At 43.1% G+C, this 21224-nt stretch carries 18 protein-coding genes; 11 read left to right on the top strand and 7 right to left on the bottom strand.

All coding sequences use genetic code 11. The annotated features are described in order from the left end of the window. Nucleotides 1-130: 130 nt before the first annotated feature. From BUC07_RS09220 to BUC07_RS09195, 6 genes are all read left to right on the top strand, one after another. The gene (locus BUC07_RS09220; RefSeq protein WP_073168632.1) at nucleotides 131-646 is read left to right on the top strand and encodes a ferritin; all 516 of its coding nucleotides are present in this window, start codon (nucleotides 131-133) and stop codon (nucleotides 644-646) included. Between the two features lie 530 nt (nucleotides 647-1176). Continuing rightward, nucleotides 1177-1584: an endonuclease domain-containing protein gene (locus BUC07_RS09215; protein WP_083578181.1), complete on the top strand. Its 408-nt coding sequence runs from the start codon at nucleotides 1177-1179 to the stop codon at nucleotides 1582-1584. Nucleotides 1585-1774: 190 nt separating this feature from the next. Next, complete coding sequence (locus tag BUC07_RS09210; protein ID WP_073168630.1) at nucleotides 1775-3967, top strand: RelA/SpoT family protein; 2193 nt, start codon at nucleotides 1775-1777, stop codon at nucleotides 3965-3967. Next, nucleotides 3964-5079, top strand: a complete 1116-nt coding sequence (locus BUC07_RS09205) for a glycerate kinase (RefSeq protein ID WP_073168628.1) — start codon at nucleotides 3964-3966, stop codon at nucleotides 5077-5079. The genes BUC07_RS09210 and BUC07_RS09205 overlap by 4 nt, the downstream gene beginning before the upstream one ends. A 277-nt stretch (nucleotides 5080-5356) precedes the next feature. Next, the gene (locus tag BUC07_RS09200) at nucleotides 5357-6205 is read left to right on the top strand and encodes a tetratricopeptide repeat protein (protein WP_073168626.1); all 849 of its coding nucleotides are present in this window, start codon (nucleotides 5357-5359) and stop codon (nucleotides 6203-6205) included. 153 nt (nucleotides 6206-6358) lie between these two features. Then, nucleotides 6359-6625: a cupin domain-containing protein gene (locus BUC07_RS09195; RefSeq protein WP_073168625.1), complete on the top strand. Its 267-nt coding sequence runs from the start codon at nucleotides 6359-6361 to the stop codon at nucleotides 6623-6625. A gap of 69 nt (nucleotides 6626-6694) precedes the next feature. Here BUC07_RS09195 and BUC07_RS09190 read toward each other — a convergent pair whose 3' ends face one another. Continuing rightward, on the bottom strand, nucleotides 6695-7132 hold the full coding sequence (locus BUC07_RS09190; RefSeq protein ID WP_073168623.1) for a QcrA and Rieske domain-containing protein: 438 nt from the start codon (nucleotides 7130-7132) through the stop codon (nucleotides 6695-6697). Nucleotide 7133: 1 nt separating this feature from the next. Further along, nucleotides 7134-7955, bottom strand: coding sequence for a DUF5777 family beta-barrel protein (locus BUC07_RS09185; protein WP_073168621.1), 822 nt, complete (start codon nucleotides 7953-7955; stop codon nucleotides 7134-7136). Nucleotides 7956-8204: 249 nt separating this feature from the next. On the opposite strand from BUC07_RS09185, the gene BUC07_RS09180 reads away from it, so the two are divergent. Together BUC07_RS09180 and odhB are read left to right on the top strand one after the other, a co-directional pair. Then, entirely contained in the window at nucleotides 8205-10937 is a 2733-nt protein-coding gene (locus BUC07_RS09180) for a 2-oxoglutarate dehydrogenase E1 component (RefSeq protein ID WP_073168619.1), read from the top strand. Nucleotides 10938-10976: 39 nt separating this feature from the next. Next, the gene (odhB, locus tag BUC07_RS09175; protein ID WP_073168827.1) at nucleotides 10977-12263 is read left to right on the top strand and encodes a 2-oxoglutarate dehydrogenase complex dihydrolipoyllysine-residue succinyltransferase; all 1287 of its coding nucleotides are present in this window, start codon (nucleotides 10977-10979) and stop codon (nucleotides 12261-12263) included. 110 nt (nucleotides 12264-12373) lie between these two features. On the opposite strand, the gene BUC07_RS09170 is transcribed toward odhB, so the two are convergent. The 3 genes from BUC07_RS09170 to BUC07_RS09160 form a co-directional block, all read right to left on the bottom strand. After that, nucleotides 12374-12811: a DUF4175 domain-containing protein gene (locus BUC07_RS09170; RefSeq protein ID WP_139279524.1), complete on the bottom strand. Its 438-nt coding sequence runs from the start codon at nucleotides 12809-12811 to the stop codon at nucleotides 12374-12376. A gap of 66 nt (nucleotides 12812-12877) precedes the next feature. Continuing rightward, nucleotides 12878-15763, bottom strand: a complete 2886-nt coding sequence (locus tag BUC07_RS09165) for a sugar-binding domain-containing protein (RefSeq protein ID WP_073168615.1) — start codon at nucleotides 15761-15763, stop codon at nucleotides 12878-12880. Between the two features lie 77 nt (nucleotides 15764-15840). Continuing rightward, nucleotides 15841-16236 carry a hypothetical protein gene (locus BUC07_RS09160; RefSeq protein WP_073168613.1) on the bottom strand — a complete coding sequence of 132 codons (396 nt, stop codon included), beginning with the start codon at nucleotides 16234-16236 and terminating at the stop codon, nucleotides 15841-15843. Between the two features lie 157 nt (nucleotides 16237-16393). Between BUC07_RS09160 and glyA the strand changes: the two genes are divergently transcribed. The 3 genes from glyA (at nucleotide 16394) to BUC07_RS09145 (ending at nucleotide 19492) form a co-directional block, all read left to right on the top strand. Next, nucleotides 16394-17674, top strand: coding sequence for a serine hydroxymethyltransferase (gene glyA / locus BUC07_RS09155; protein ID WP_073168612.1), 1281 nt, complete (start codon nucleotides 16394-16396; stop codon nucleotides 17672-17674). A gap of 56 nt (nucleotides 17675-17730) precedes the next feature. Next, the gene (locus BUC07_RS09150) at nucleotides 17731-18486 is read left to right on the top strand and encodes a sulfite exporter TauE/SafE family protein (protein ID WP_073168610.1); all 756 of its coding nucleotides are present in this window, start codon (nucleotides 17731-17733) and stop codon (nucleotides 18484-18486) included. A gap of 91 nt (nucleotides 18487-18577) precedes the next feature. Next, complete coding sequence (locus tag BUC07_RS09145; RefSeq protein ID WP_139279523.1) at nucleotides 18578-19492, top strand: CobW family GTP-binding protein; 915 nt, start codon at nucleotides 18578-18580, stop codon at nucleotides 19490-19492. A gap of 13 nt (nucleotides 19493-19505) precedes the next feature. Here the strand turns inward: BUC07_RS09145 and BUC07_RS09140 are convergent, their stop codons facing one another. After that, entirely contained in the window at nucleotides 19506-20435 is a 930-nt protein-coding gene (locus tag BUC07_RS09140) for an AEC family transporter (RefSeq protein WP_073168606.1), read from the bottom strand. Next, nucleotides 20423-21025: a beta-phosphoglucomutase family hydrolase gene (locus tag BUC07_RS09135; RefSeq protein WP_073168604.1), complete on the bottom strand. Its 603-nt coding sequence runs from the start codon at nucleotides 21023-21025 to the stop codon at nucleotides 20423-20425. The genes BUC07_RS09140 and BUC07_RS09135 overlap by 13 nt, the downstream gene beginning before the upstream one ends. Nucleotides 21026-21224: the final 199 nt, after the last annotated feature.

Below are 21224 nucleotides of genomic sequence, written 5' to 3'. Positions count from 1 at the left end.
AATTGACCACCACTATTTTTTAATAGTGCCGAAATAATGTTATTTTAAGAAAGGTTCAAATCTGAACCTTTCTTTTTTGTATATGTTCATTATTTCATACTTTTAAACCAAAATAAAAAATGTTACAGCTATGTTAAAAGAAAAAATGTTAAATGCATTGAACGATCAGATTAACGCGGAACAATACTCGGCCCTGATGTACCTGTCGATGTCGGCCTGGTTCGAAGAAAAAGGGCTGCCCGGTTTTGCCAACTGGATGTATGTACAATACCAGGAAGAGCTGACCCATGCCAACAAAATTTTTAACTATGTGAACGAACGCAGCGGCAGGGTAAAACTGAAAGCAATAGAACAGATGCCCACCGAATTTGACAGCGTGATTGACGTGGTGGAAAAAACACTGGAGCACGAGCAAAAAGTAACAGCTATGATTGACAACCTCGTTGACATTGCTGCCGAGGAACGCGACCATGCCACGCACAGCTTTCTGCAATGGTTTGTTGACGAGCAGGTGGAAGAGGAAGCCAACGTAACTGAAATTCTCGATAACCTGAAGTTAATTGAAGGAAAAGGAAATGGTATTTTTATGCTCGACCGCGAATTGCGCCAGCGCACTTTTGTTGACGAAACTCAGGCAGCAGAATAAAGATTTATCGAAACAAAGATATGTGAAAGGCTGCCATTGAGCAGCCTTTTTTGATCTCTCCCAACCTCACCATAAGCTGGCGGTGAGGAGCTAATCATTCTGCGAATGATTATTGAGGAAGTGTTAAATTAAAAGTTCGTAACTTTGAAATGTTGCACAAGATTTAAAGCACGGTCCCTGGTCCCCCTTCGGGGGATTTAGGGGGTCAGGAAGTGAAGAAATCTGACCTCTCCCAACCTCTCCAAAGCTCCGTAAGGGATGCCTTTGGCAGAGAGGAGCCAATCATCCTTCGGATGATTATTGGGGAAGTGCAAAAACAGATGTTTGCAAATTAGAAACGCTTCACAATCTTAAAGTACCGCCCCAGGTCCCCCTTTGGGGGATTTAGGGGGTCAGGAAGTACCAAAAAGAAAGTTCGTAACTTTGAAATGCTGTATAAACATTAAGCACTGTCCCAGGTCCCCCTTCAGGCCTTTCCCTATGGGAGGATATAGGGGGTCGGGGCAAAAAGAACTTGCAAAGAATTAGAGATGAACCAAAATCCGGAAGATAAATCCAAAAAACCCCGTTGGTTAACTGCCAGCAAAAGCTTTTATCCAACCTATAAATATGAAAGAAACAGGTTGAAGCAAAATATGACTCCTGCGGAAATCAAATTATGGCATTATTTACGGAATAAGAAATTGGGCGTTAAATTTCGGCGGCAACATATTATTGAATTTTATATTCCTGATTTTGTTGCATTGTCAATAAAATTGATTGTTGAAGTTGACGGAAAAATTCATTTAAAGCAAAAGAAAGAAGATGCCGAAAGAACGCGCAGGCTTGAATTGTTAGGATATAAAGTTCTAAGATTTACAAATGAGGAAGTTGAAGATGATATTGAACAAGTAATTGAGATTATAGAAAAGAATGTTGAAGAATTGAAGGAGCCCTGACCTCTCCCAACCTCTCCAAGGGAGAGGAGCCAATCATCTTACAGATGATTATTGGGGGCGTGCCAAAATGAAAGTTTGTAACTATGAAATGCTAAATAAGTTTAAAGCACTATCCTAAAGTCCCCTTCGGGCTTGTCCCTATGGGAGGATTTAGGGGGTCGAAAAAGATGAAAAGAATTAGAACGCAACCATGGAATTAACGGAACAGGTTTACACGCGCTACGAACATCTGAAGGAATTTTGCCGGATGAACTGGGATGCGTCTGAAATGCAGCGGTTAGATGAGGCTTTCCGGTTTACCGGGGAAATTATTGGCGATAAGCAGTTTGCCACGGGTGAATATATTCTGAATCACTCGCTGGATGTGGCCACAATTATTGCCGAAGAAATTGGCCTCGAGCCTGATTCTGTCATTACCGGATTGCTGCATAACATCATGTATGCCGGCCTCGATAAAAAAGTTGACCGGAAAGATATTGAATCGCGTTTTGACCAGGTGGTTTATTCCATTCTCGAGGGGATGGCAAAAATAAATGCGCTTGGTACCGATACCGTTGAGCTTCATGCTGAAAATTACAGGAAACTGCTGCTGGCACTGGCCGGCGATGTGCGCGTTATTCTGATAAAAACAGCCGACCGGTTGCAGGTAATGCGCAACCTTCACATTTATGATGCCAACTCCCAAATCCGGCTGGCCAACGAAACATCCCACCTGTATGCACCGCTGGCTCACCGGTTAGGATTATATGCCATCAATTCAGAGTTGCAGGATTTGTTTCTGAAATACCGGAATCCGGAAGGGTATAAATATGTTGTTGACCGTTTGAAAGAAACCGAAAGTGAACGCGCCGGATTTGTGGCCGAGTTTGTTAAACCGGTGGAAAAAACGTTGCAGGAGCGCGGGTTTAAATTTTCAATGAAAGCCCGTACCAAGTCGATTTTTTCTATCTGGAATAAAATGCAGAAAAAAAAGGTGTCGTTCGATGAAGTAATGGATTTATTTGCTATCCGGATTATCCTTGACTCGAAATTTGAAAATGAAAAAGCCGATTGCTGGACCGTTTATTCGGTTGTGACCGAGCAATACCAGGCCAATCCTGAGCGGCTGCGCGACTGGATTACCATCCCGAAATCGAACGGATACGAGTCGTTGCACGCCACAGTAATGGGGCCGCAGGGACGTTGGGTTGAAGTACAGATTCGTACAAAACGGATGGACGAGGTGGCAGAAAAAGGGCTGGCGGCACACTGGCGCTACAAAGGCGGAAAAGACAGCTCCGAACTCGATTCCTGGCTGGCCGGAATTCGCGAAATTCTGGAAAACCCGTCACTGAATGTGGTGGATTTTATCGACCATTTCAGTACTAATATTTACAGCGACGAAACATTTGTTTTTACTCCAAAAGGCGATCTGAAGAAAATGCCGTCGGGCTCTACACTGCTCGATTTTGCTTATGAAATTCATTCACACCTGGGCGATAAATGCATGGGGGGGAAGGTGAACGGGCGAAAAGTTACCCTGAAATACAAACTGAAAAACGGCGATTTGGTCTCCATCGACACTTCCAACAACCAGAAACCCAAAATGGACTGGCTCGAATTTTTGGTTACCACCAAGGCCAAAAGCCGTGTAAAAGCAAGTTTGAACGAGGAGAAGAAAATTCAAGCCGAACAGGGCCGCGAAATGTTGCTGCGCAAGTTTAAAAACTGGAAACTCGACTTGAACGATGAAGCCATCCGGATAATGCTGAAAAAATACGGTTTTAAGCTTGCCAACGATTTTTATTGCGCACTGGCCGAAGGAAAAATTGACCCGCTGGAGGTTAAATCCATTATTACTGAAAAGCCGGAAGTGGAATCAACACGGCGTAAAGTGGAAGATCTTCTTCCCAAAAAAGAGCTGCAGGATTTAACTTTCGATGGGGGAGAAGACTATTTAATTATAGACAATCACCTGAAAAATGTGAACTACAAGCTAGCCCGTTGCTGCAACCCGGTTTTTGGCGATTCCATTTTTGGGTTTGTAACTATTAATCAAGGGATAAAAATTCACCGCAACAGTTGCCCCAATGCACCCCAGCTAAAAGAGCGTTTCCCTTATCGTGTGATTAAAGCCAGGTGGAAAAACACCGAAAGCCCCGGGGCGTTTATCACAACCCTTTACCTCTCGGGTACCGACGAAAGAGGAATTGTTTCAGAAATTTCGCATATTATTGCAAAAGATACGGGCGCTCAGCTGCGTTCAATCAATATTGACTCCGACAAGGGAAAATTTGAGGGGATATTGAAAATATCGGTTTACAACCTCGATCACCTTGAGTTTTTGCTGCATAAAATGAGAAAAGTAAAAGGAATTACTTCAGTTTCAAGAGGCGAAAAATGAAGATATTAATTGCACCAAATTCGATGAAGGGAAGCCTGAATGCCTTTGAATTTGCTGATACGGTTGAAAAAGCTTTTCAGGATTGTTCACCGGAATTTTCTGTACGGAAAGTCCCTGTTGCCGATGGCGGCGATTTAACAGGGGAGGTTTTGGGCAGGGCAATGCATGCCCAAAAAATTACCACAACAGTTGATGACCCACTCGGAAGAAAAATTCAGTCGGGGTATGCCCTCTCCGGGAAAACAGCCATAATTGAGATGGCTGCTGCCTCGGGGTTGAAACATTTATCTTCCGGTGAACTGAATCCAATGAAAACTTCCTCTTTTGGCACCGGGCAGCTCATGGCACATGCAATTGAAAATGGGTGTACTGAAATTTTGCTTGGGGTGGGTGGAAGTGCTACTGTTGATGGCGGTTTGGGGATGATTGAAGCACTCGGTTTCAGGTTTTTCGACAACCAAAATAATTTGCTTCACGGTAACGGAGAAAATCTGCAAAAAATTGATCGGATTGAAAGTCCTGCTTCTTATGTCAACAATGTGTCGTTGAAAATTATCAGCGATGTAAACAATCCTTTGCTGGGTAAAAATGGCGCTGCCGCTGTTTTCGGCCCGCAAAAAGGGGCAACTCCGCAAATGGTTCAGCAACTTGAAGACGGTTTGAAAAACTGGTGTGCAATTCTTGAAAAAGAAAGCAGTAAAAAGCTGTCGTCGCTCAACGGTGCCGGTGCGGCTGGTGGAATAGCTCTGCCGCTGATTGCCTTTTTAAACGCTGAAATTGTGCCCGGTGCTGAATTCATTTTGAAGAAATTAAATTTTGAATCTCATGTAAAATGGGCCGACTGCGTAATAACCGGCGAAGGAAAAATTGATGCACAAACACTTAACGACAAAGCTCCCGCTGTTGTGGCCAGGCTGGCACATCAAAACGGTAAGCCTATATTTGCAATTGGCGGCAGTGTTGAAAGAGAGGCATCAGAAGCATTCAACGGAGTATTTAGTTTTTTAAACCAGCCACTATCGTTGGAAAACTCTATGAAATACAGCAGGGAACTGCTCTACAATTTTTCATTCGAACTGGCGAAACTGATAGCCTCAATTCAAGAAAAATAGTATGAAATTCACTCTTTAATTTATTTTTTTTGAATGTGAACCTTTGGATTTTGCAAATGTTTATTAGTTAGGTTTTTAAAGTTTTGATTTAAGTCGTTTTGCAGTGCTTTTTTTAAACGTGGCAGGATATTTGAATTACTATGAATATAGAAATTCGGTGAATTATTCAAAAAAAATATTTATAGGTTTTTTGACCATTATTATTATTTTTGGAACCTCTCTTACGAAAAAGTTAAAAATAGTTTAAGAAATAGTTTGAAATTAAAAATCAAGAAAGATGAAAAATGTAGTTTTATTAACACTGGCCGTATTATTTTCGGTAGTAACTTTTGGACAGGATGCAGCCGAAAAAATCAACCAGGCCAACGAGGCCATGCAGGCAGAAGACTATGCCACGGCATTTAAGCTTTACGATGAGGCAATGAAAAACCTGGGTGATGTTCAGGTGGATTCAACAATTAATTACAACATTGCCATAGCCGCTTACCGTGCAGAAAATATGGATGGCGCGCTGGAATATTTCCAAAAAGCGATTAATGTTGGTGTGAACCTCGAGAAAAGTTACGAGTACATGGCCAGGATTTACAATGATAAAGAAGATTATGCCAAAGCTGTTGACAATTTTGAAAAAGCTATTGGTGCAGCCGATGGCGATACAGAATCAATGGTGTTTAATGCAGCCATTGCTGCTTACCGTGGCGATATGCTCGATAAGGCAGTTGAGCTTTTTGGCCAAAGTGTTGAAAACGGTTACCGCGGCGAAACTGCGTTGTATTATAAAGCCGTTGCCCTGAGGAAAAAAGGCGATGATGCCGCATACAAAGCAACCTTGGAAGAGGGCGTTAATAAATTCCCCGGTGATGATAAAATTTCATCGGCCCTTGCCAATGTGTATGTTTCCGAAGGAAATGAATTGTACAAAAAAGGTGTAGCCATTTTAAATGCTGCCAATCAAAAAGTTCAGGATGGCAGTTTGAAAACTACCGACGATGCTTACAATGCAGAAGTGGAAAAAGCACAAGTTGAATTTCGTGCTGCCGTTGAAGTGTTGGAAAAAGCCAAAGAGCTGGATGCTTCAAATCAGAATGCTCAAAAATTGATTGACGCTTGTTCTGCGGTTCTTTAACAGTGTAATTACGATTAAAATATAAAAGAGCAGCCGTGTGCATTTTTTGTACACGGCTGTTTTGTTTTAGCCTGAATTAAGCCGAATAAAAAATCAATTAACACCTGATAGTTGAATGCTTATCTTTACTATTTTTGCCAAAAAAAGTGCGAAATGAAGTTAGATATTGAACAACCGGAACAAGATGAACTGGAAGAAGAAGGTGTTTTCTCGTGGCCAATATGGGAACATGAGGAGGATAAGTTTGAGTGGTATTACGAAAAAACTGAAAAGTGCTATATTCTCGAAGGTGAAGCTACAGTTGTTTCAGAGTTTGAGTCGAAAACAATAAAAGCCGGCGATTTTGTGACTTTCCCCGCTGGTCTCGAATGTGTGTGGGATATTCATTCTTTCGTTCGAAAGCATTATACTTTCGAATAAATTTTCACGCTAACCCGCGAGGTGGATTTGGGCCGCAAAAAAGACGGGGCACATTATCCAATTACCAATCTATTCTATCGTTAATGTATCCCCTGATTTGCTTACCGAATATTGTTTCAGGCTGCTTGTAGCCGGGCCTTCCAAAACAGCACCTGAAGTACTGAAAACTGAACCGTGGCATGGGCACGGAAGTTCTCCTTCATCGTGATTGTAGGCGACTGTGCAACCTTCGTGGGTGCAAATTTTTGAAAAGGCGAGGTAGGTATTCTCGCCCGAACGGATTACCAGGATGTTCCCCGAATAGGCAAAACCACCAACTGTTTGTAAATCAGAGAAATCATCATGTGTTAAATCCACTGTAACAGCATTGTCGTCATTGTTCCCGCCATTTTCCTTGTCGTCGATAATATCGTCGGTGCCGTCGCTGCACGAGTTTAAAAGAACAGGTGCTGCAAGCAATACACTTCCGCCAATGGCGAATTTCTGTAAAAAATCTTTTCTTTCCATTTTAGTAATATTTAATTCTGAACGCTCTAATCAGGTTAAATCCGAAAAAAACTGTTCCTTCACTCCAGTCTCCCCGCGAGGAAGTGTATAAATTTTTGGTAATAAATTGTTGGGAGTTGGATAAAATCAGTTGAAACAGGTGCCCGCCTGTATCGATGTCCACTCCAAGCGAGAGGGGTTTGGTAGCTTCCAGTTCTGAATTGAAATGGGGCAGGTATTCAATATTTGCAGAAAGCTTATCCGTTATTCTTACAGAACCGGCCAGTCCTAATGTAAACATTGAAAAATTGTCGTTCTTTGTTGGAATGTATCCGGTTGAAAGAAACCCGGGAGAAACCTGCAGCCCGAAGTTTCCGATTCTTTTGGCTGCATGGAGCTGAACATTTCCCGAAAGTTTGTCCGAAAAATTGTTGTACTGCTCTGGGAAAACATTGCGGATGGTGGGCACTGAGCCGGTTGCTGAAACTACCATTGTGAGCGGGAAATTGTCGGTTTGCTGTGTCAGTTTGTATTTACCGTACACATCATACGTTTTCATGAATGTGCTTCGGCCGAATCCCAGGTTCAGGTTGTGTCCAAACCCATATTCGAATCCCAGGCGCATGGTGGCCTGGTCCAGACCGAAAAGTTGGTACAAACCGCCGTCAATTCCTCCAAACCGGTGCTGGATGAAAAGCAGCAGCTTCCCTTTATCAGTCAGGTTAGCCGACTGCTCGTTAACCAAACGCGTGCCCTGAAAAGTGTTGTTCACTTCGTTGTTTTCCTGTGCCGAAGCAAAACGGAACAAACTTCCTAAAATCAATAGTGTAACCCAAGTCTTCATAATTCAATCTAATGTTTATTAAAACACCTAAAGGTCTGATTTTGTTTTGTTGCCCTCTCGAAAATCCTTAAAAGATAAACAAGCTTGAGTGGTTGGGTTCCAGTAAATAAAGACAGGAAGCGGGGGGTGTGTCCTTTTAGATCAGAATTGTACAATAATAATTAAATTTGTATTTCAAATGTGTTTGATAAACAATAAAAAAACTGCTTTGTTTTTCTTTACAATCATTGACTAATTTTATAGAAAACAATGGATAATTTTTCTTCAGTAGGAAACCAGGAACAGGATGCAATTGATGACCTATACCAATCATACCTTGAAAACCCTGAATCGCTTGACGAAAGTTGGAGGCATTTTTTCTCCGGTTTTGAACTGGCCAAAAAACATTACCCGGCAAAACCCGGTGAAACTGTTACCGGAAATATCGATAAGGAATTTGCCATTCTGAATTTAATTCATGGCTATCGCCAGCGTGGTCATTTGTTCACCAAAACCAACCCGGTACGAACACGTCGGCAATATTCACCAACGCTCGATATTGAAAATTTCGGGCTGGAGAAAAGTGATCTTGAACGAACGTTTCAGGCAGGTAATAATATTGGGATTGGCCGTGCAAAACTAAAAGATATTGTTGAACACCTGGAAGCTACCTACTGCCATTCAATTGGGGTTGAATATGTTTACATGCGCAAACCCGAAGTAGTGGAGTGGCTGAAAAAGCGGATGGAAAGCACCCGTAATTCTCAGAATTTTACTTCTGAAGAAAAGAAGCATATTTTTTATCATTTAAAACTGGCTGTTGGTTTTGAGAGCTTTATTCATAAAAAGTTTGTAGGGCAGAAACGGTTTTCGCTCGAAGGGGCCGAATCACTGATTCCGGCACTTGATGCGGTTATTGAACGTGGTGCAGAGCTGGGAATCGATGAGTTTGTTATTGGAATGTCGCACCGCGGCCGGCTTAATGTGCTGGCCAATATTCTTGAAAAACCTTACGAGAATATTTTTAAAGAATTTTACGGGAAAAAGTATGAAGATGATATTCTTCAAGGGGATGTGAAGTACCATTTGGGTTACGAAAATGAGGTAATGACCGATTTTGGCAAAAAAGTGAAGCTGAAACTAATGCCCAATCCGTCGCACCTCGAAGCTGTGGGGCCAATTGTGCAGGGAATGGTGCGTTCCCGCATCGACTCGGTTTACAAAAAAGATTTTGATAAAGCTGCAGGTATTGTAATTCACGGCGATGCAGCAATTGCAGCACAGGGCGTGGTTTACGAAACCATACAAATGTCGCAGCTGAATGGGTACAAAACCGGTGGCACTATTCACCTGGTCATTAATAACCAGGTTGGTTTTACAACTCCCTACCTCGATGCCCGCTCGAGCACCTATTGCACCGATGTGGCCAAGGTAACACGTTCGCCTGTATTTCATGTGAACGGCGACGATGTGGAATCATTGATTTTCACTATTAAACTGGCCATGGAGTTTCGCCAGAAATTTAACAGCGATGTTTTTATCGATATCCTTTGTTACCGCAAATACGGACATAACGAAGGAGATGAGCCACGTTTCACTCAGCCCATGCTGTATAAAGCCATTACCAGTCATCCTAATCCGAGGGATATTTATTCCGGGAAGCTAAATGAACTGGATGTGATTACGAAAGAAGAGAGCAGAAAAGAGATCAGGGAATTCGATAAATTTCTGGATGAAAAATACAGTGATTCTGAAAAAATAGAGAAACTGAAAATTCGGAAGTTTCTCATACGTGAGTACGAATCATACGAGATGCCGCAAAATGCCATGTTCGACCAAACAGTTAACACACGCGTTAAAAAAGATTTACTAATTGAAATAGGCGAAAAAATCAATACCCTGCCCGGGGATTTGACCTTTTTCAAAAAAGTGAACCGTATTGTTTCCGACCGGAAAATGATGATTCATGACGATAACCTGGACTGGGCAATGGGCGAATTGCTGGCCTACGGAACACTTTTAAACGAAGGCCATCCGGTTCGTATTTCCGGACAGGATTCTGAACGGGGAACATTTGCCCACCGGCATGCTTCGTTTGTAGTGGAAGGAACCGACGAGAAATATTTCCCGCTTAAACATGTTTCGAAAGAGCAAGCACCGTTTCATATTTTCAATTCTCTGCTTTCGGAATTTGCAGTTATGGGGTTTGAATATGGGTATGCCCTGGCGCAACCCAATGGATTAACAATTTGGGAAGCCCAGTTTGGTGATTTCAGCAACGAAGCCCAGGTGGTAATTGACCAGTATATTACTTCTGCTTTCGAGAAATGGGGGTTAATGAATAACCTCGTGCTTTTTCTCCCGCATGGCTACGAAGGCCAGGGGCCTGAGCATTCGAGTGCCCGCATGGAACGTTTTCTCGAGCTGGCAGCCAACAATAACATTCAGGTAGTGGTTCCCACCACTCCGGCAAATGTTTTTCATTTGTTGCGCCGGCAGGTAAAAATGAAAATGCGGCTACCTCTTGTTGTTTTCACACCCAAAAGTTTATTGCGGCATCCGCAGGCCGTTTCCAAAGTTGAAGACCTGGCAAACGGCACGTTTCAGGAAGTTATTGATGATTCTACTGCTCATCCGGAAAAGGTTGAAAGAGTGGTGTTTACCACCGGGCGCCTTTACTACGATTTGTTAAAATACAAAATGGAAAAAGGTATTTCGGATACCGCCATTGTGCGTGTTGAGCAAGTTTATCCAATTCCGAACAAACAAATAAACGAAATTCTAAAACGATACAACACCGCTGATTTGATTTGGGCGCAGGATGAACCTGAAAATATGGGTGCCTGGCCAATGATAAACCGTAAATTGCACTGCCTTGGCTTTAAACTGGTAGCCCGGCCCGAGAATGCAAGTCCTGCTGCGGGATTGATGGAAATACACAGGCAAAGCCTGGATGATATTTTAGAAGCAATTTTTCAGAAAGAAAAAGTTGTTGCCCCTTAATTGATTTTTCAGATAATTGACGTAAAAAAAGACTATACGATGATAGTAGAAGTAAAAGTTCCCAGTCCGGGAGAATCGATAACCGAAGTTGAAATTGGCAGTTGGCTTGTTGAAAACGGAGCTGTGGTTGAAAAAGATCAGGAAATTGCTGAAGTAGAATCGGATAAAGCTACCCTGACTATTGTTGCCAGCGATTCGGGAAAAATTGAGTTGAAAGCTGAAGAAGGAGAAACTGTGGAGGTTGGAGCAGTTGTGTGTACTATTGATAACAGCGTGACCCCTGAAGCTAAAAAAGAAGAGAAAACTGAGAAATCAGATTCCGGGAAAGAAGATAAAAAGGAAGAAGTAAAATCCGAACCGGAGAAAAAAGATGCTGAACCCGTTCCTGAAAAAAAGGATGAGGCAAAAGAAGAAAAATCAGCCGAAACGGATAAGGTGAAAGTAACTCCGGTAGCCAAAGAGCTGATGAAAGAACACGGTATTTCAGTTGACGATGTGATTAAAGGCCTCAAACGTTTGGGTAAAAATGAAGTGGAAACAGCCATGAATGCACCGGCTGGAGCTCCTCAGGCTGTTGCCCCCCAAAAAGAAGCATCGCGCGAAGTGGAACGTAACAGGATGTCGTCACTGCGAAGGAAGCTTAGCGAACGACTGGTCTCGGTAAAAAATGAAACGGCCATGCTCACTACTTTCAACGAGGTGGACATGAAACCGGTAATGGATTTGCGTAAAAAATACCAGAATCAGTTTGTGGAAAAGCACGGATTTAAGGTTGGCTTCATGTCGTTTTTTACAAAAGCAGCCGCGCTGGCTATGGATTTTCATCCTATGGTGAATGCCCAAATGGATGGCGACGAAATTGTTTCGCCGCAATTTGTAGATGTGGGTATTGCCGTTTCCACACCAAAAGGGTTGATGGTGCCAATTGTACGAAATGCTGAAAGCAAATCGATTCCGCAAATCGAGCTGGAAATAAAAGAGCTGGCAGCTAAAGCCCGCAACAAAAAAATATCGGTGGATGAACTCACCGGCGGAACGTTTACCATTACCAATGGCGGCGTGTTTGGTTCGCTGCTTTCCACCCCCATTATCAATCCGCCGCAGTCGGCTATTTTGGGGATGCACAATATTCAGGAACGTCCCGTTGCAATTGATGGACAAGTTGTAATCAGACCCATGATGTACATCGCACTGTCGTACGATCACCGCATCATCGACGGAAAAGATTCAGTGGGATTTTTGGTGAAGGTCAAAGAATTTCTGGAGAATCCGGAGCGGCTTTTCACTGGCGGAAAGGATGCTGCAAAACTGTTGCTTGGTATTTGATTAAAAAAGAGAACCGTTCTCTGAATGAACGGTTCTGTCAATTCGAGTAATGAAATAGAAAAGGAACCGTTCTCTGAAAGAAAAGAACGGTTCCCACACTGGTTAAGAAATTAACGCCGGCCGCCAAAACCGCCTCCCTGCTGCCAGCGGTTTCTCATTTCTTCCTGATACTCCTCGTATTTTTCCCACTGATTATCCGACAAAATCGCCTTGATTTTTTCATCCTGCTTTTCACGCAGTTCCATCATTTTTTCGCGCATACCCTCCATTCCACCACCGTTCTGCTGCAAATCTTCACCCATTTGGCGCATGGATTCAAATCCATTTATCATAATTTCATGCATTTGGTCGGCCTGCTCGCTGGATAATTCGAGCATTTCGCTCATCAATTTTACTTGGGCCCCGGCAAACGATTCAGGATTAAAATTTCCCGGGCCTACCTCTCCGCCGTTGCCAACATTTTGTTGTGAATTTTGATTCCGGTTTTGGTTGCAACTCACGGCAAACGCCATGAAAAAAACTAAAATTAAAAATGTTACTCTTTTCATTTTTTGGATTTTTAAATTTATATCTGTTAATAATTTCCTGGTAAACGCGTACATAATCCACCTCCATTAGTACGAGATATTTCCAATAGTTTGAATATTTTTTTCGGTAGGCTTTGTCGAAAACAGCGTGTTTAATCCTTCAAAAGAAATTTCTGTTGAAGGTTGAAAATTATCAGAATCCAAGTATTCCAAGATGCTGCGGTACAATTGCCGTGCTTCCGGTTTTTCCTGAGCAGCTTTTAAATCCGACATGCAAACCAGCAGTTTCCCGTTGCCCACATTAAATTCGAAAATCAGTCCCAGTTTGTGGTTCCGCTCGATGTTGTCGATTACCTGAACGAGTGGTTTATAACCTTCGGGTGCCAAATCGAGAATAAACGGACGGCTCTTTTTTACAATGGGCCACCACTGCCAGTTGCTATGAAATTCGGTGGGAAACGAATTGAAAAGCGGATGTTCCGGATTGGTAAGAATTCCCATTGTCCCCGGGGAAACGGGTTTATTCATGTTTTCAGAAATGCCTTTAAACATTTTATAATTCCAGAAATCGGTGGTGAAAAGTCCGCCAACCGAAAATTCCTCAAATTTTTCATGATCCGGGAAAAGCAACACTTTGCCGCCTTCTTTCAGTTTTTGAACGACTTTGGCATCCGGACTGTCAGCTATCAGCAGGCCAGCCGGAATTTCAATATTATTATTTTCAGGATAAACCCAAACCGGGTAACTGTTTTTGTAATCTGTTCCCGGAAGCGTAATTTCCAGCATCAGTTTTTGCGGACTTTCGATGTCAGAAAGCGAAAGTTGAATGGTGTTGGTTTCAGCTAATTTACCTTGCGGAATTGTACTTTTTTGTGAACCGCTTGCGACAATTTTTTCGTTGTCATTTTTAAGTAGCCACGATACTTCCTGGTTTTGCAGGTCGTTTGCAGCGTAGTTGGCCACTTTGATGCTTGCGTCGAATGTTTCCGGATTTGTCCAGCAGTATTTTTCCATAATCAACAGCGGAACCACGTGGTTATTAAACTGTGAAAATTCTTCCGGAGAAATCAGGCCTTTGCTGTCCATAAATGCATCGAGCATTCCCACCAGTGCGGTTCCCTGTCCCGGAAAATCTTGCAAATCGAGCAACTGAAAACCGCCAAAACCGGGTGTTCGCAATGCCATTTCAATGTCGGCGCGGTAACAAAGTGCACTTAGTTTTCCGGAAGCATTGAAAAAATCATCGGCCTGATCGGCCATGCCGGCGGTTTCCAAACGACGCTGAAAAACTTCAAGGTTCCAGGGTTTCAATACGCCGGTGTATTTCTCAATTTTATCAAAATTGGGATACACCTGAAACTGCGCAATTTCGTGGCCAACAACCGGAACCGAACATTTGCTGATGGCTTTAGCGTAATTTCTGTCGGTTGAAGGATACGTCCCGTTCAGGTAGCCGCCTTCCCATGCATCGGCAAACGAAAACGAAGCACGAACGTGCGTGCTGTAAGAGTTATCGGTGTCGGGCCCCACGCGACAGGTGACAAAAAAATCTTCGCCTTCGGCCTGGCCGCGTGTTCCGAGGTAATTATTGGAACCATAAGCAAACAATTTTTCTGGTGCCAGCGGCCGGAGCTGCTCCACCATTTTTTGCATCTGGCCGAAACTGCCGCTCAGTTCATTGCCCAGCGCAAACATCACAAACGACGCGTGGTTGCCGTATTCCTTTAAAATATTTTCGCCTTCGTTCAGCAGAAATTCATTCAATCCGGAAGGATCGTCATCTTTTAAACTTCCCCAGAAAGGAGTTTCGGGCTGCATGTAAATTCCCTCCATGTCGGCGGCAATAAAAGCGGCTTTTGGTGGTGTCCACGAATGGTAACGGTAGTGGTTGATGCCATACGATTTGGCTGTTTGGAAAAGTTCCTGCCAGTGCTCTACATTCATTGGCGGGTGGGCGGTTAGTGGGAATACGCAGGCGTTATGATCGCCCCGCAAAAAGGTAGTAATTCCGTTAATGGTAAATTGGGTTCCTGAAGTAGAAAACTCACGAAAACCAAAATCGGTTTGCAGGTTGTCGGTACTTTGGCCAGTGATTAATTCAGCGGTTAATTTGTAAAGTGCCGGATGGAATTCGCTCCATAATTTTACTTTTTCACCCATCGGGTATTTCAGCACTATCCGGTTTTGGCCCGGGTTTAACGTAATTTCGTAGGTTTTGTTTTTCGGGTTGTGTTCTTCGGAAGTGTTCCACGCCGAGGCCGAAAGTTCTACTTTACCCTGCTGTTCGGCTTCACCACTGTAAAAGATGCTCAAAGTGGTAACCGCTTCATTTTGTTTAATATCCGGAACCACCTTCAGCGATTCGATGTAATCTTTTGCCGTGGCTTCTAATTTTATTTCGCCAATAATTCCGTTCCAGTTGGTTTGGGTGTGCTCCGTCCATGCGTGCGAACCTTTAATTCCACCTGGTACCGAATTCCCGTTATCCACTAAAATGGTTAGCCGGTGTTTGCCGGGCGTTAAGGCATCTGTCAGGTTATATTTTTGTGGCGAAAGAATAGTTGAATTTTCCCCGATAAATTGTTTGTCCACCCAAACTTTTGTGGGTTTTGTCCGCTCGAGTGTCAGGAAAATTTCTTTTCCGCTCCAGCTTTCATCAATATCGATTTCTTTTTGGTACCAGGCCCGTCCCTCGTAGGTTCGTTCACGCGATAGCCGCATGGTTTCTTCGCGGTTGGTATTCAAAATTCCTTTGTTGTTTTCATCCAGTGTACCAGGCAGTTTAACCGTTTCAGTCAATGAATTTTCAAACCATTTTTGCTGAATGCCTGCTTGCGAAGAATCGAGCGCAAATTGCCACGTGCCGCTCAAATTCATGGTTTCGCGGGCAGATTGAAATTCGGTGTTTGTACACGAAAAATTGAAAATAAGTCCGGAGATCAGAACGAGTGAAAAAAATGTTTTGACTTTCATTTGCTAATAATTGTTTATTTAAACGACTCATGAAATGGCTAAATTGCCTAAATGATTTTGAAAATTATCGCCTCCGGTTATTTCAGGTATTTCAGATTGATGCTGTACCCCACAATAAAAACGGTTGTAAAAATGGCATTGGTTTCTGAAAAAGCCTGTGGGTTTATCCACAAAAAGGGGAGGAACAAAATTAATAACTGGGCAAAAATATAGAGGAAAAATCCGTCGCGGTGGAGTTTCCACATGCGAATAGCCCCTGTAAGCGAAAGGGCAAACAATGCCATTAGTAAAGTAAAATAAACCGGCGAAATTGCTTCCACCGAATGCCATGAGGAATATTTGATAATAAGTTCTCCAACCTGTTCAAAAAAAAGAGATGCCAGAAAATAGCCGATAAAACCAACCGAGCTTCCAATAAAAGTTAAAATACAGAGGGCACTTAATAGTTGAGGACGGTATTTTTTTTGGTTCATATTGTTATGTTTTCCAATAGCTGCAAGGAATGTTTTTAGTTTTCAGGCAGCAATTCAATTTTAAGTGTTTAAAAATAATGAGATTTTCCGGGGTATATGAACAAAGTGACGGTTTAAAATATATTACCTTTGAATTTAAATTTTAAGTTTAGCAGAAATGAAACGAGATACGCAGGTTTTTGATATCATCCGGAAAGAAAAAGAACGCCAGTTGGGCGGGATTGAATTGATTGCATCCGAAAATTTTGTGAGCGACCAGGTGCTGGAAGCCATGGGCTCGGTAATGACCAACAAATATGCCGAAGGTTACCCGGGAAAGCGCTATTACGGGGGCTGCCAGTTTGTTGATCAAACCGAGCAGCTGGCCATCGATCGTATAAAAGAATTGTACGGTGCCGAATGGGCCAACGTGCAGCCCCACTCCGGAGCGCAGGCCAACCAAGCGGTTTTAAGTGTGATACTGAAACCGGGTGATACATTTCTGGGGCTCGATTTGTCACACGGCGGTCACCTTTCTCATGGTTCACCGGTGAACTCATCCGGAATTCTTTATAATCCGGTAGCCTACAAGGTAAAAGAAGACAGCGGTTTAGTCGATTACGACGAAATGGAAGCACTGGCAAAAGAACACAACCCCAAACTTATAATCGGCGGCGCTTCGGCTTACAGCCGCGAGTGGGACTACAAGCGCATGCGCGAAATTGCCGACAGTGTGGGAGCACTGTTCATGGTGGATATGGCCCACCCGGCCGGGTTGATTGCTGCCGATTTGCTCGACAATCCTATGAAGTATGCGCACGTTGTTACTTCAACCACGCATAAAACATTGCGTGGCCCGCGTGGTGGAATTATTCTTATGGGAGAAGATTTTGAAAACCCATGGGGCGTTACAACCCGCAAAGGCACGGTGCGTAAAATGTCGTCGCTGTTCGATTCTGCCGTTTTTCCCGGTCAGCAGGGCGGGCCGCTTGAGCATGTAATTGCATCAAAAGCAGTTGCCTTTGGCGAAGCGCTCGATCCTTCGTTTAAGGCATACCAGGCGCAGGTAAAAAAGAATGCTCAGGTGATGGCACAGGCTTTTATTGATATGGGTTACAAAGTGATTTCCGGCGGAACCGACAACCATTCGATGTTAATTGATTTGCGTACAAAATATCCCGGAATTACCGGCAAGCAGGTGGAAAACACCCTGGTTCAGGCCGAAATTACCGTCAATAAAAACATGGTTCCATTCGATAGCCGATCGCCGTTTCAAACTTCAGGTTTACGTGTGGGAACCCCTGCCATTACAACCCGTGGTGTAAAAGAGGAGTTGATGCCGGTGGTTGTTCAGCTGATTGACGATGTTGTTGGAAACATCGAAGAGGAGAAAATGCTGAAAGCAGTAAGCGAAAAAGTGAAGCAGATGATGAAAGATTATCCGTTGTTTGCTTATTAATTCTGATCTCCCGGGCCAGAACTTTTAACTTTGAACTCGAAACTTTAAACTGATTTATGGAGTGGTACATGGTTTTTGCACTTCTCGGTACCGGACTGGCAGCAGGTTTTATAAATACCACTGCCGGAGGTGGTTCCATGCTCACCATGCCACTCCTGATGTTTCTCGGTTTGCCTGCCAATGTGGCCAACGGAACCAACCGTGTGGCCATTTTGCTGCAAAATGTGATTGGAGTTCGTACGTTTCACCAGAAAAAAGTACTGGATTTTACCACCGACTACCGGCTGGCAATTCCTGCAATTGTTGGTTCGGTAATAGGCGCTTTGTTTGCGGTGGAAATCAAGGCAGAACTGCTGGAAAAAATTATTGCCGGATTAATGGTGCTGTTGTTGTTTGTTGTGGTGCTGAAACCTGATGTGTGGGTAAAAGAAAGGGCAGGCGCTGTTAATCCCAAACCAACTTTTTGGCAATACATTATTTTCTTTTTTATCGGTCTTTACGGCGGTTTTATTCAAATGGGTGTGGGCTTTTTTTTGCTGGCCGGGTTGGTGCTCGGATGCGGGCATAACCTGGTAAAAGCAAATGCCGTGAAACTTTTTATTGTCCTGATTTATACCATATTTACATTGGGGATTTTTATGTTTCACGACCAGGTGGACTGGAAGGCAGGCCTTATTCTGGCTGCAGGAAACATGATTGGTGCATGGGGCGGGGCACATTTTGCGGTAAAAGGCGGGGCAAAATATGTGCGCTATGTGTTAATCCTTTCCCTGGCTATTGTTATTTTAAATTTGTTTGGTGTATTTGGGTGACGCGAATTTCAATTCGCGTATTTTTAAATCAGCGGAATGCAACATTGTTATCGCTTCGCGGGAATCCGCAGTGCCTGGTAACAACATAAAAATGAGTCAACACAACAAAATATCGGTTACCGTCGTCACCGGCTTTTTGGGAGCCGGGAAAACCACATTTATTAACCGTATTTTAAAAGCTAATCCGGAAACGCAGTTTGCGCTCGTGGAGAATGAATTTGGCGATGTTTCTATCGATACGCAACTGATAAAAGGTGTGGATGCCACCCGGCTTTTTGAGTTGAAAGACGGTTGCATTTGCTGTACCATAACCAACGAATACGAAGGAATTTTAAAGGAGCTGGCCGAACGTTTCCCTCATGTCGAATACCTGTTAATTGAAACCACAGGAATTGCCGATCCGGTTTCGGTAATCCGTCCATTCTTCAAGGATGATGAGTTAAACGCTTTATACAACTATAACGGTTGCGTTTGCATGGTTGACGCCCTTCATTTCGATAACCAGCCCGAAAAAGAAATTTTACTAAAGCAGTTGGCTGTTGCAGATGAGGTGCTGATAACCAAAACGGAGCAATTAACTGATACCCCCAAGAAAGATTTTAAAAAGAAAATTCAGGAAATGAATTCGCTTAGTGCCATTCATTTTGCTGAAAACAGGGCAACGGAAAAGTTCAAGCTGAATTCATCTGTTTCTGAAATAAAATTTCACAATCCTGAACCTGCAGGGCATTCACATGCTAAAATAAATACAAAAACATTCCGGTTCAATCAGTTGCTTGACAAAGATGAATTTATGCGCCGGCTCGCCTATAATCTCGATATTCACAAAAGCATTGTTTACCGGGTAAAAGGAATTCTTTGTTTTGAAAATGAACCTTATGAATTTATTCTGCAGGGAGTGGGAGGGAGTTTTGAATTGAACGAAGGCGAAACATTGGTGACGAAACCGGAAAGTGTGCTGGTGCTTATTGGCAATTTTGAAGATTTGCAGTTGGATTTATTATGACAATTTTTTTAATTCAGCCCGTAACCACCATCCATAGCGGAATAATAATCATGGAAAGCAGTGTGCTCAGTACCACAATGCGCGCCATAAGTGTTGTTTTAAGCTTGTACTGAATCGATAAGGCGTAAGGCGTTAAACCCAGTGGCATGGCAGCATCTACGATGGTGGCTCTGACCTGATCTGCCGGCATGGGTAAAAACTGAATGATGAAATAGAAAGCAGCCGGCAAAATTATCATGGCTACTACCGACCAACCCAAAACCTGTTTCCATTCCCCGATTTTCCCCAGTTGGTGCATCCCCAGAAATATTCCGAGGGAAAATAGAACAACTGCTGTAACCGAGTCGGAAAATAACCCAATGGTTTTCTCTACAAAGGCGGGTAATTTGATATTGAACAAAACTATGGCCAGGCCTGCAAAAACAGAGAGTAGCAAAGGGTTTTTAAGCAGGCTAAGCATTAATTTTTTTATACTGATTTTATGGTGGCCGTAAACTTCAATTAAAATCAGGGCAAGTGTTAACATCCAGAAAACATAAACAGCTGAGATGATAGCTGCTACCGGCAGAATTTCATCGCCCCAGGCGTTACGCAAAACCGGGATTCCGAGGTAAGCCACATTCCCGAAAGGCAGAATCAGAAAAAGTGACCTTTTCATATTGGCAGACATATTGAAAATCCAGGCAATTGGAAAAGCCAGCAGAATGGAGATGATAATATACACCGAGTTGGAAACAATTAAAGGTGTGTAGTTATTTTCACCGATTTCGAGGTGCATCAGCGAAGTAATTACAAGTGCCGGAAAACCAATCCACAGCGCGTATTTGTTCAGGATGTCAATCCAGTGTTCCGATGAGGCTTTGGTGCGTGAAAACAGTACTCCTGCAAAAATTACCAGGAAAAGGGGCAGGACTGTTTCAAGTGCAACTATTAGTGGTCCCATTCGCCGTAATTAATATGAGGCCGCACATCGGTAACCATCATGCCGGCTTTTTTGGCGGCTTCAATTCCCAAATCGCCATCTTCAAACACCTGGCAAGCTGTTGGTTCAACTCCCATTAACTGTGCGCATTTCAAAAAAGTTTCCGGTTCGGGCTTATGGCTGGCCACATCATTGGCCGAAACAACAGCATCAAAATAGTCGGCAATTCCAAGTTCGCTTAGTTGTACTTCTGCACTTTTGCGACTTGCCCCCGTACCAACCGACATGGGCAGTTGGCCATGATATTCTTTTACAATGGCAATTATTTCCTGCACAGGTTCAAGTAGTTCCGCGGAATCCCAGAATGCCTTCTGTTTCAGTTTTACAATGTCCTCCGGATTGGCCGTGAGGTTATATTTTTCAACAATGTGGCGTGCAAACTCTATGGTTGGGCGGCCTGTCATTTCGTGCACAATTTGCGGATCGAATGTGAACCCGTAGGTTTCGCCCACTTTGTTCCATGTGGCAACATGCACAGGCAATGAGTTGGATAATGTGCCGTCGAGGTCGAATATCAGCGCTTTGGCTTCAGGATGAACTTGTAATGTCATGTTTTCTTCTTTGCGGTCAAAAGTAATACTTCGTAACTGAATGTGTTAACTGTTACCCCGTTTTTAGGTTCATTTAAAAATCATTTAAAAAGAATTCTATTTTTCAATACTTCGTTAAAAATGTGGATAACTATTTGAAAATGAGCAAAATAAACCATCGGAATATTTGATTAAACCCCTGATAATCAGTATCTTAATG

Source organism: Tangfeifania diversioriginum (assembly GCF_900141875.1).
GTDB classification, from domain to species: Bacteria; Bacteroidota; Bacteroidia; order Bacteroidales; family Prolixibacteraceae; genus Tangfeifania; species Tangfeifania diversioriginum.
Note: the sequence above shows the minus strand (reverse complement) of the source record. Positions and strands in the feature narration are given on the sequence as shown.

Excerpts from the sequence above, each read along its gene's own strand:
- BUC07_RS09220 (WP_073168632.1), top strand. The coding sequence starts at position 131 with ATGTTAAAAGAAAAAATGTTAAATGCATTGAACGATCAGATTAACGCG.
- BUC07_RS09215 (WP_083578181.1), top strand. The coding sequence starts at position 1,177 with ATGAACCAAAATCCGGAAGATAAATCCAAAAAACCCCGTTGGTTAACT.
- BUC07_RS09210 (WP_073168630.1), top strand. The coding sequence starts at position 1,775 with ATGGAATTAACGGAACAGGTTTACACGCGCTACGAACATCTGAAGGAA.
- BUC07_RS09205 (WP_073168628.1), top strand. The coding sequence starts at position 3,964 with ATGAAGATATTAATTGCACCAAATTCGATGAAGGGAAGCCTGAATGCC.
- BUC07_RS09200 (WP_073168626.1), top strand. The coding sequence starts at position 5,357 with ATGAAAAATGTAGTTTTATTAACACTGGCCGTATTATTTTCGGTAGTA.
- BUC07_RS09195 (WP_073168625.1), top strand. The coding sequence starts at position 6,359 with ATGAAGTTAGATATTGAACAACCGGAACAAGATGAACTGGAAGAAGAA.
- BUC07_RS09190 (WP_073168623.1), bottom strand. The coding sequence starts at position 7,132 with ATGGAAAGAAAAGATTTTTTACAGAAATTCGCCATTGGCGGAAGTGTA.
- BUC07_RS09185 (WP_073168621.1), bottom strand. The coding sequence starts at position 7,955 with ATGAAGACTTGGGTTACACTATTGATTTTAGGAAGTTTGTTCCGTTTT.
- BUC07_RS09180 (WP_073168619.1), top strand. The coding sequence starts at position 8,205 with ATGGATAATTTTTCTTCAGTAGGAAACCAGGAACAGGATGCAATTGAT.
- odhB (WP_073168827.1), top strand. The coding sequence starts at position 10,977 with ATGATAGTAGAAGTAAAAGTTCCCAGTCCGGGAGAATCGATAACCGAA.
- BUC07_RS09170 (WP_139279524.1), bottom strand. The coding sequence starts at position 12,811 with ATGAAAAGAGTAACATTTTTAATTTTAGTTTTTTTCATGGCGTTTGCC.
- BUC07_RS09165 (WP_073168615.1), bottom strand. The coding sequence starts at position 15,763 with ATGAAAGTCAAAACATTTTTTTCACTCGTTCTGATCTCCGGACTTATT.
- BUC07_RS09160 (WP_073168613.1), bottom strand. The coding sequence starts at position 16,236 with ATGAACCAAAAAAAATACCGTCCTCAACTATTAAGTGCCCTCTGTATT.
- glyA (WP_073168612.1), top strand. The coding sequence starts at position 16,394 with ATGAAACGAGATACGCAGGTTTTTGATATCATCCGGAAAGAAAAAGAA.
- BUC07_RS09150 (WP_073168610.1), top strand. The coding sequence starts at position 17,731 with ATGGAGTGGTACATGGTTTTTGCACTTCTCGGTACCGGACTGGCAGCA.
- BUC07_RS09145 (WP_139279523.1), top strand. The coding sequence starts at position 18,578 with ATGAGTCAACACAACAAAATATCGGTTACCGTCGTCACCGGCTTTTTG.
- BUC07_RS09140 (WP_073168606.1), bottom strand. The coding sequence starts at position 20,435 with ATGGGACCACTAATAGTTGCACTTGAAACAGTCCTGCCCCTTTTCCTG.
- BUC07_RS09135 (WP_073168604.1), bottom strand. The coding sequence starts at position 21,025 with ATGACATTACAAGTTCATCCTGAAGCCAAAGCGCTGATATTCGACCTC.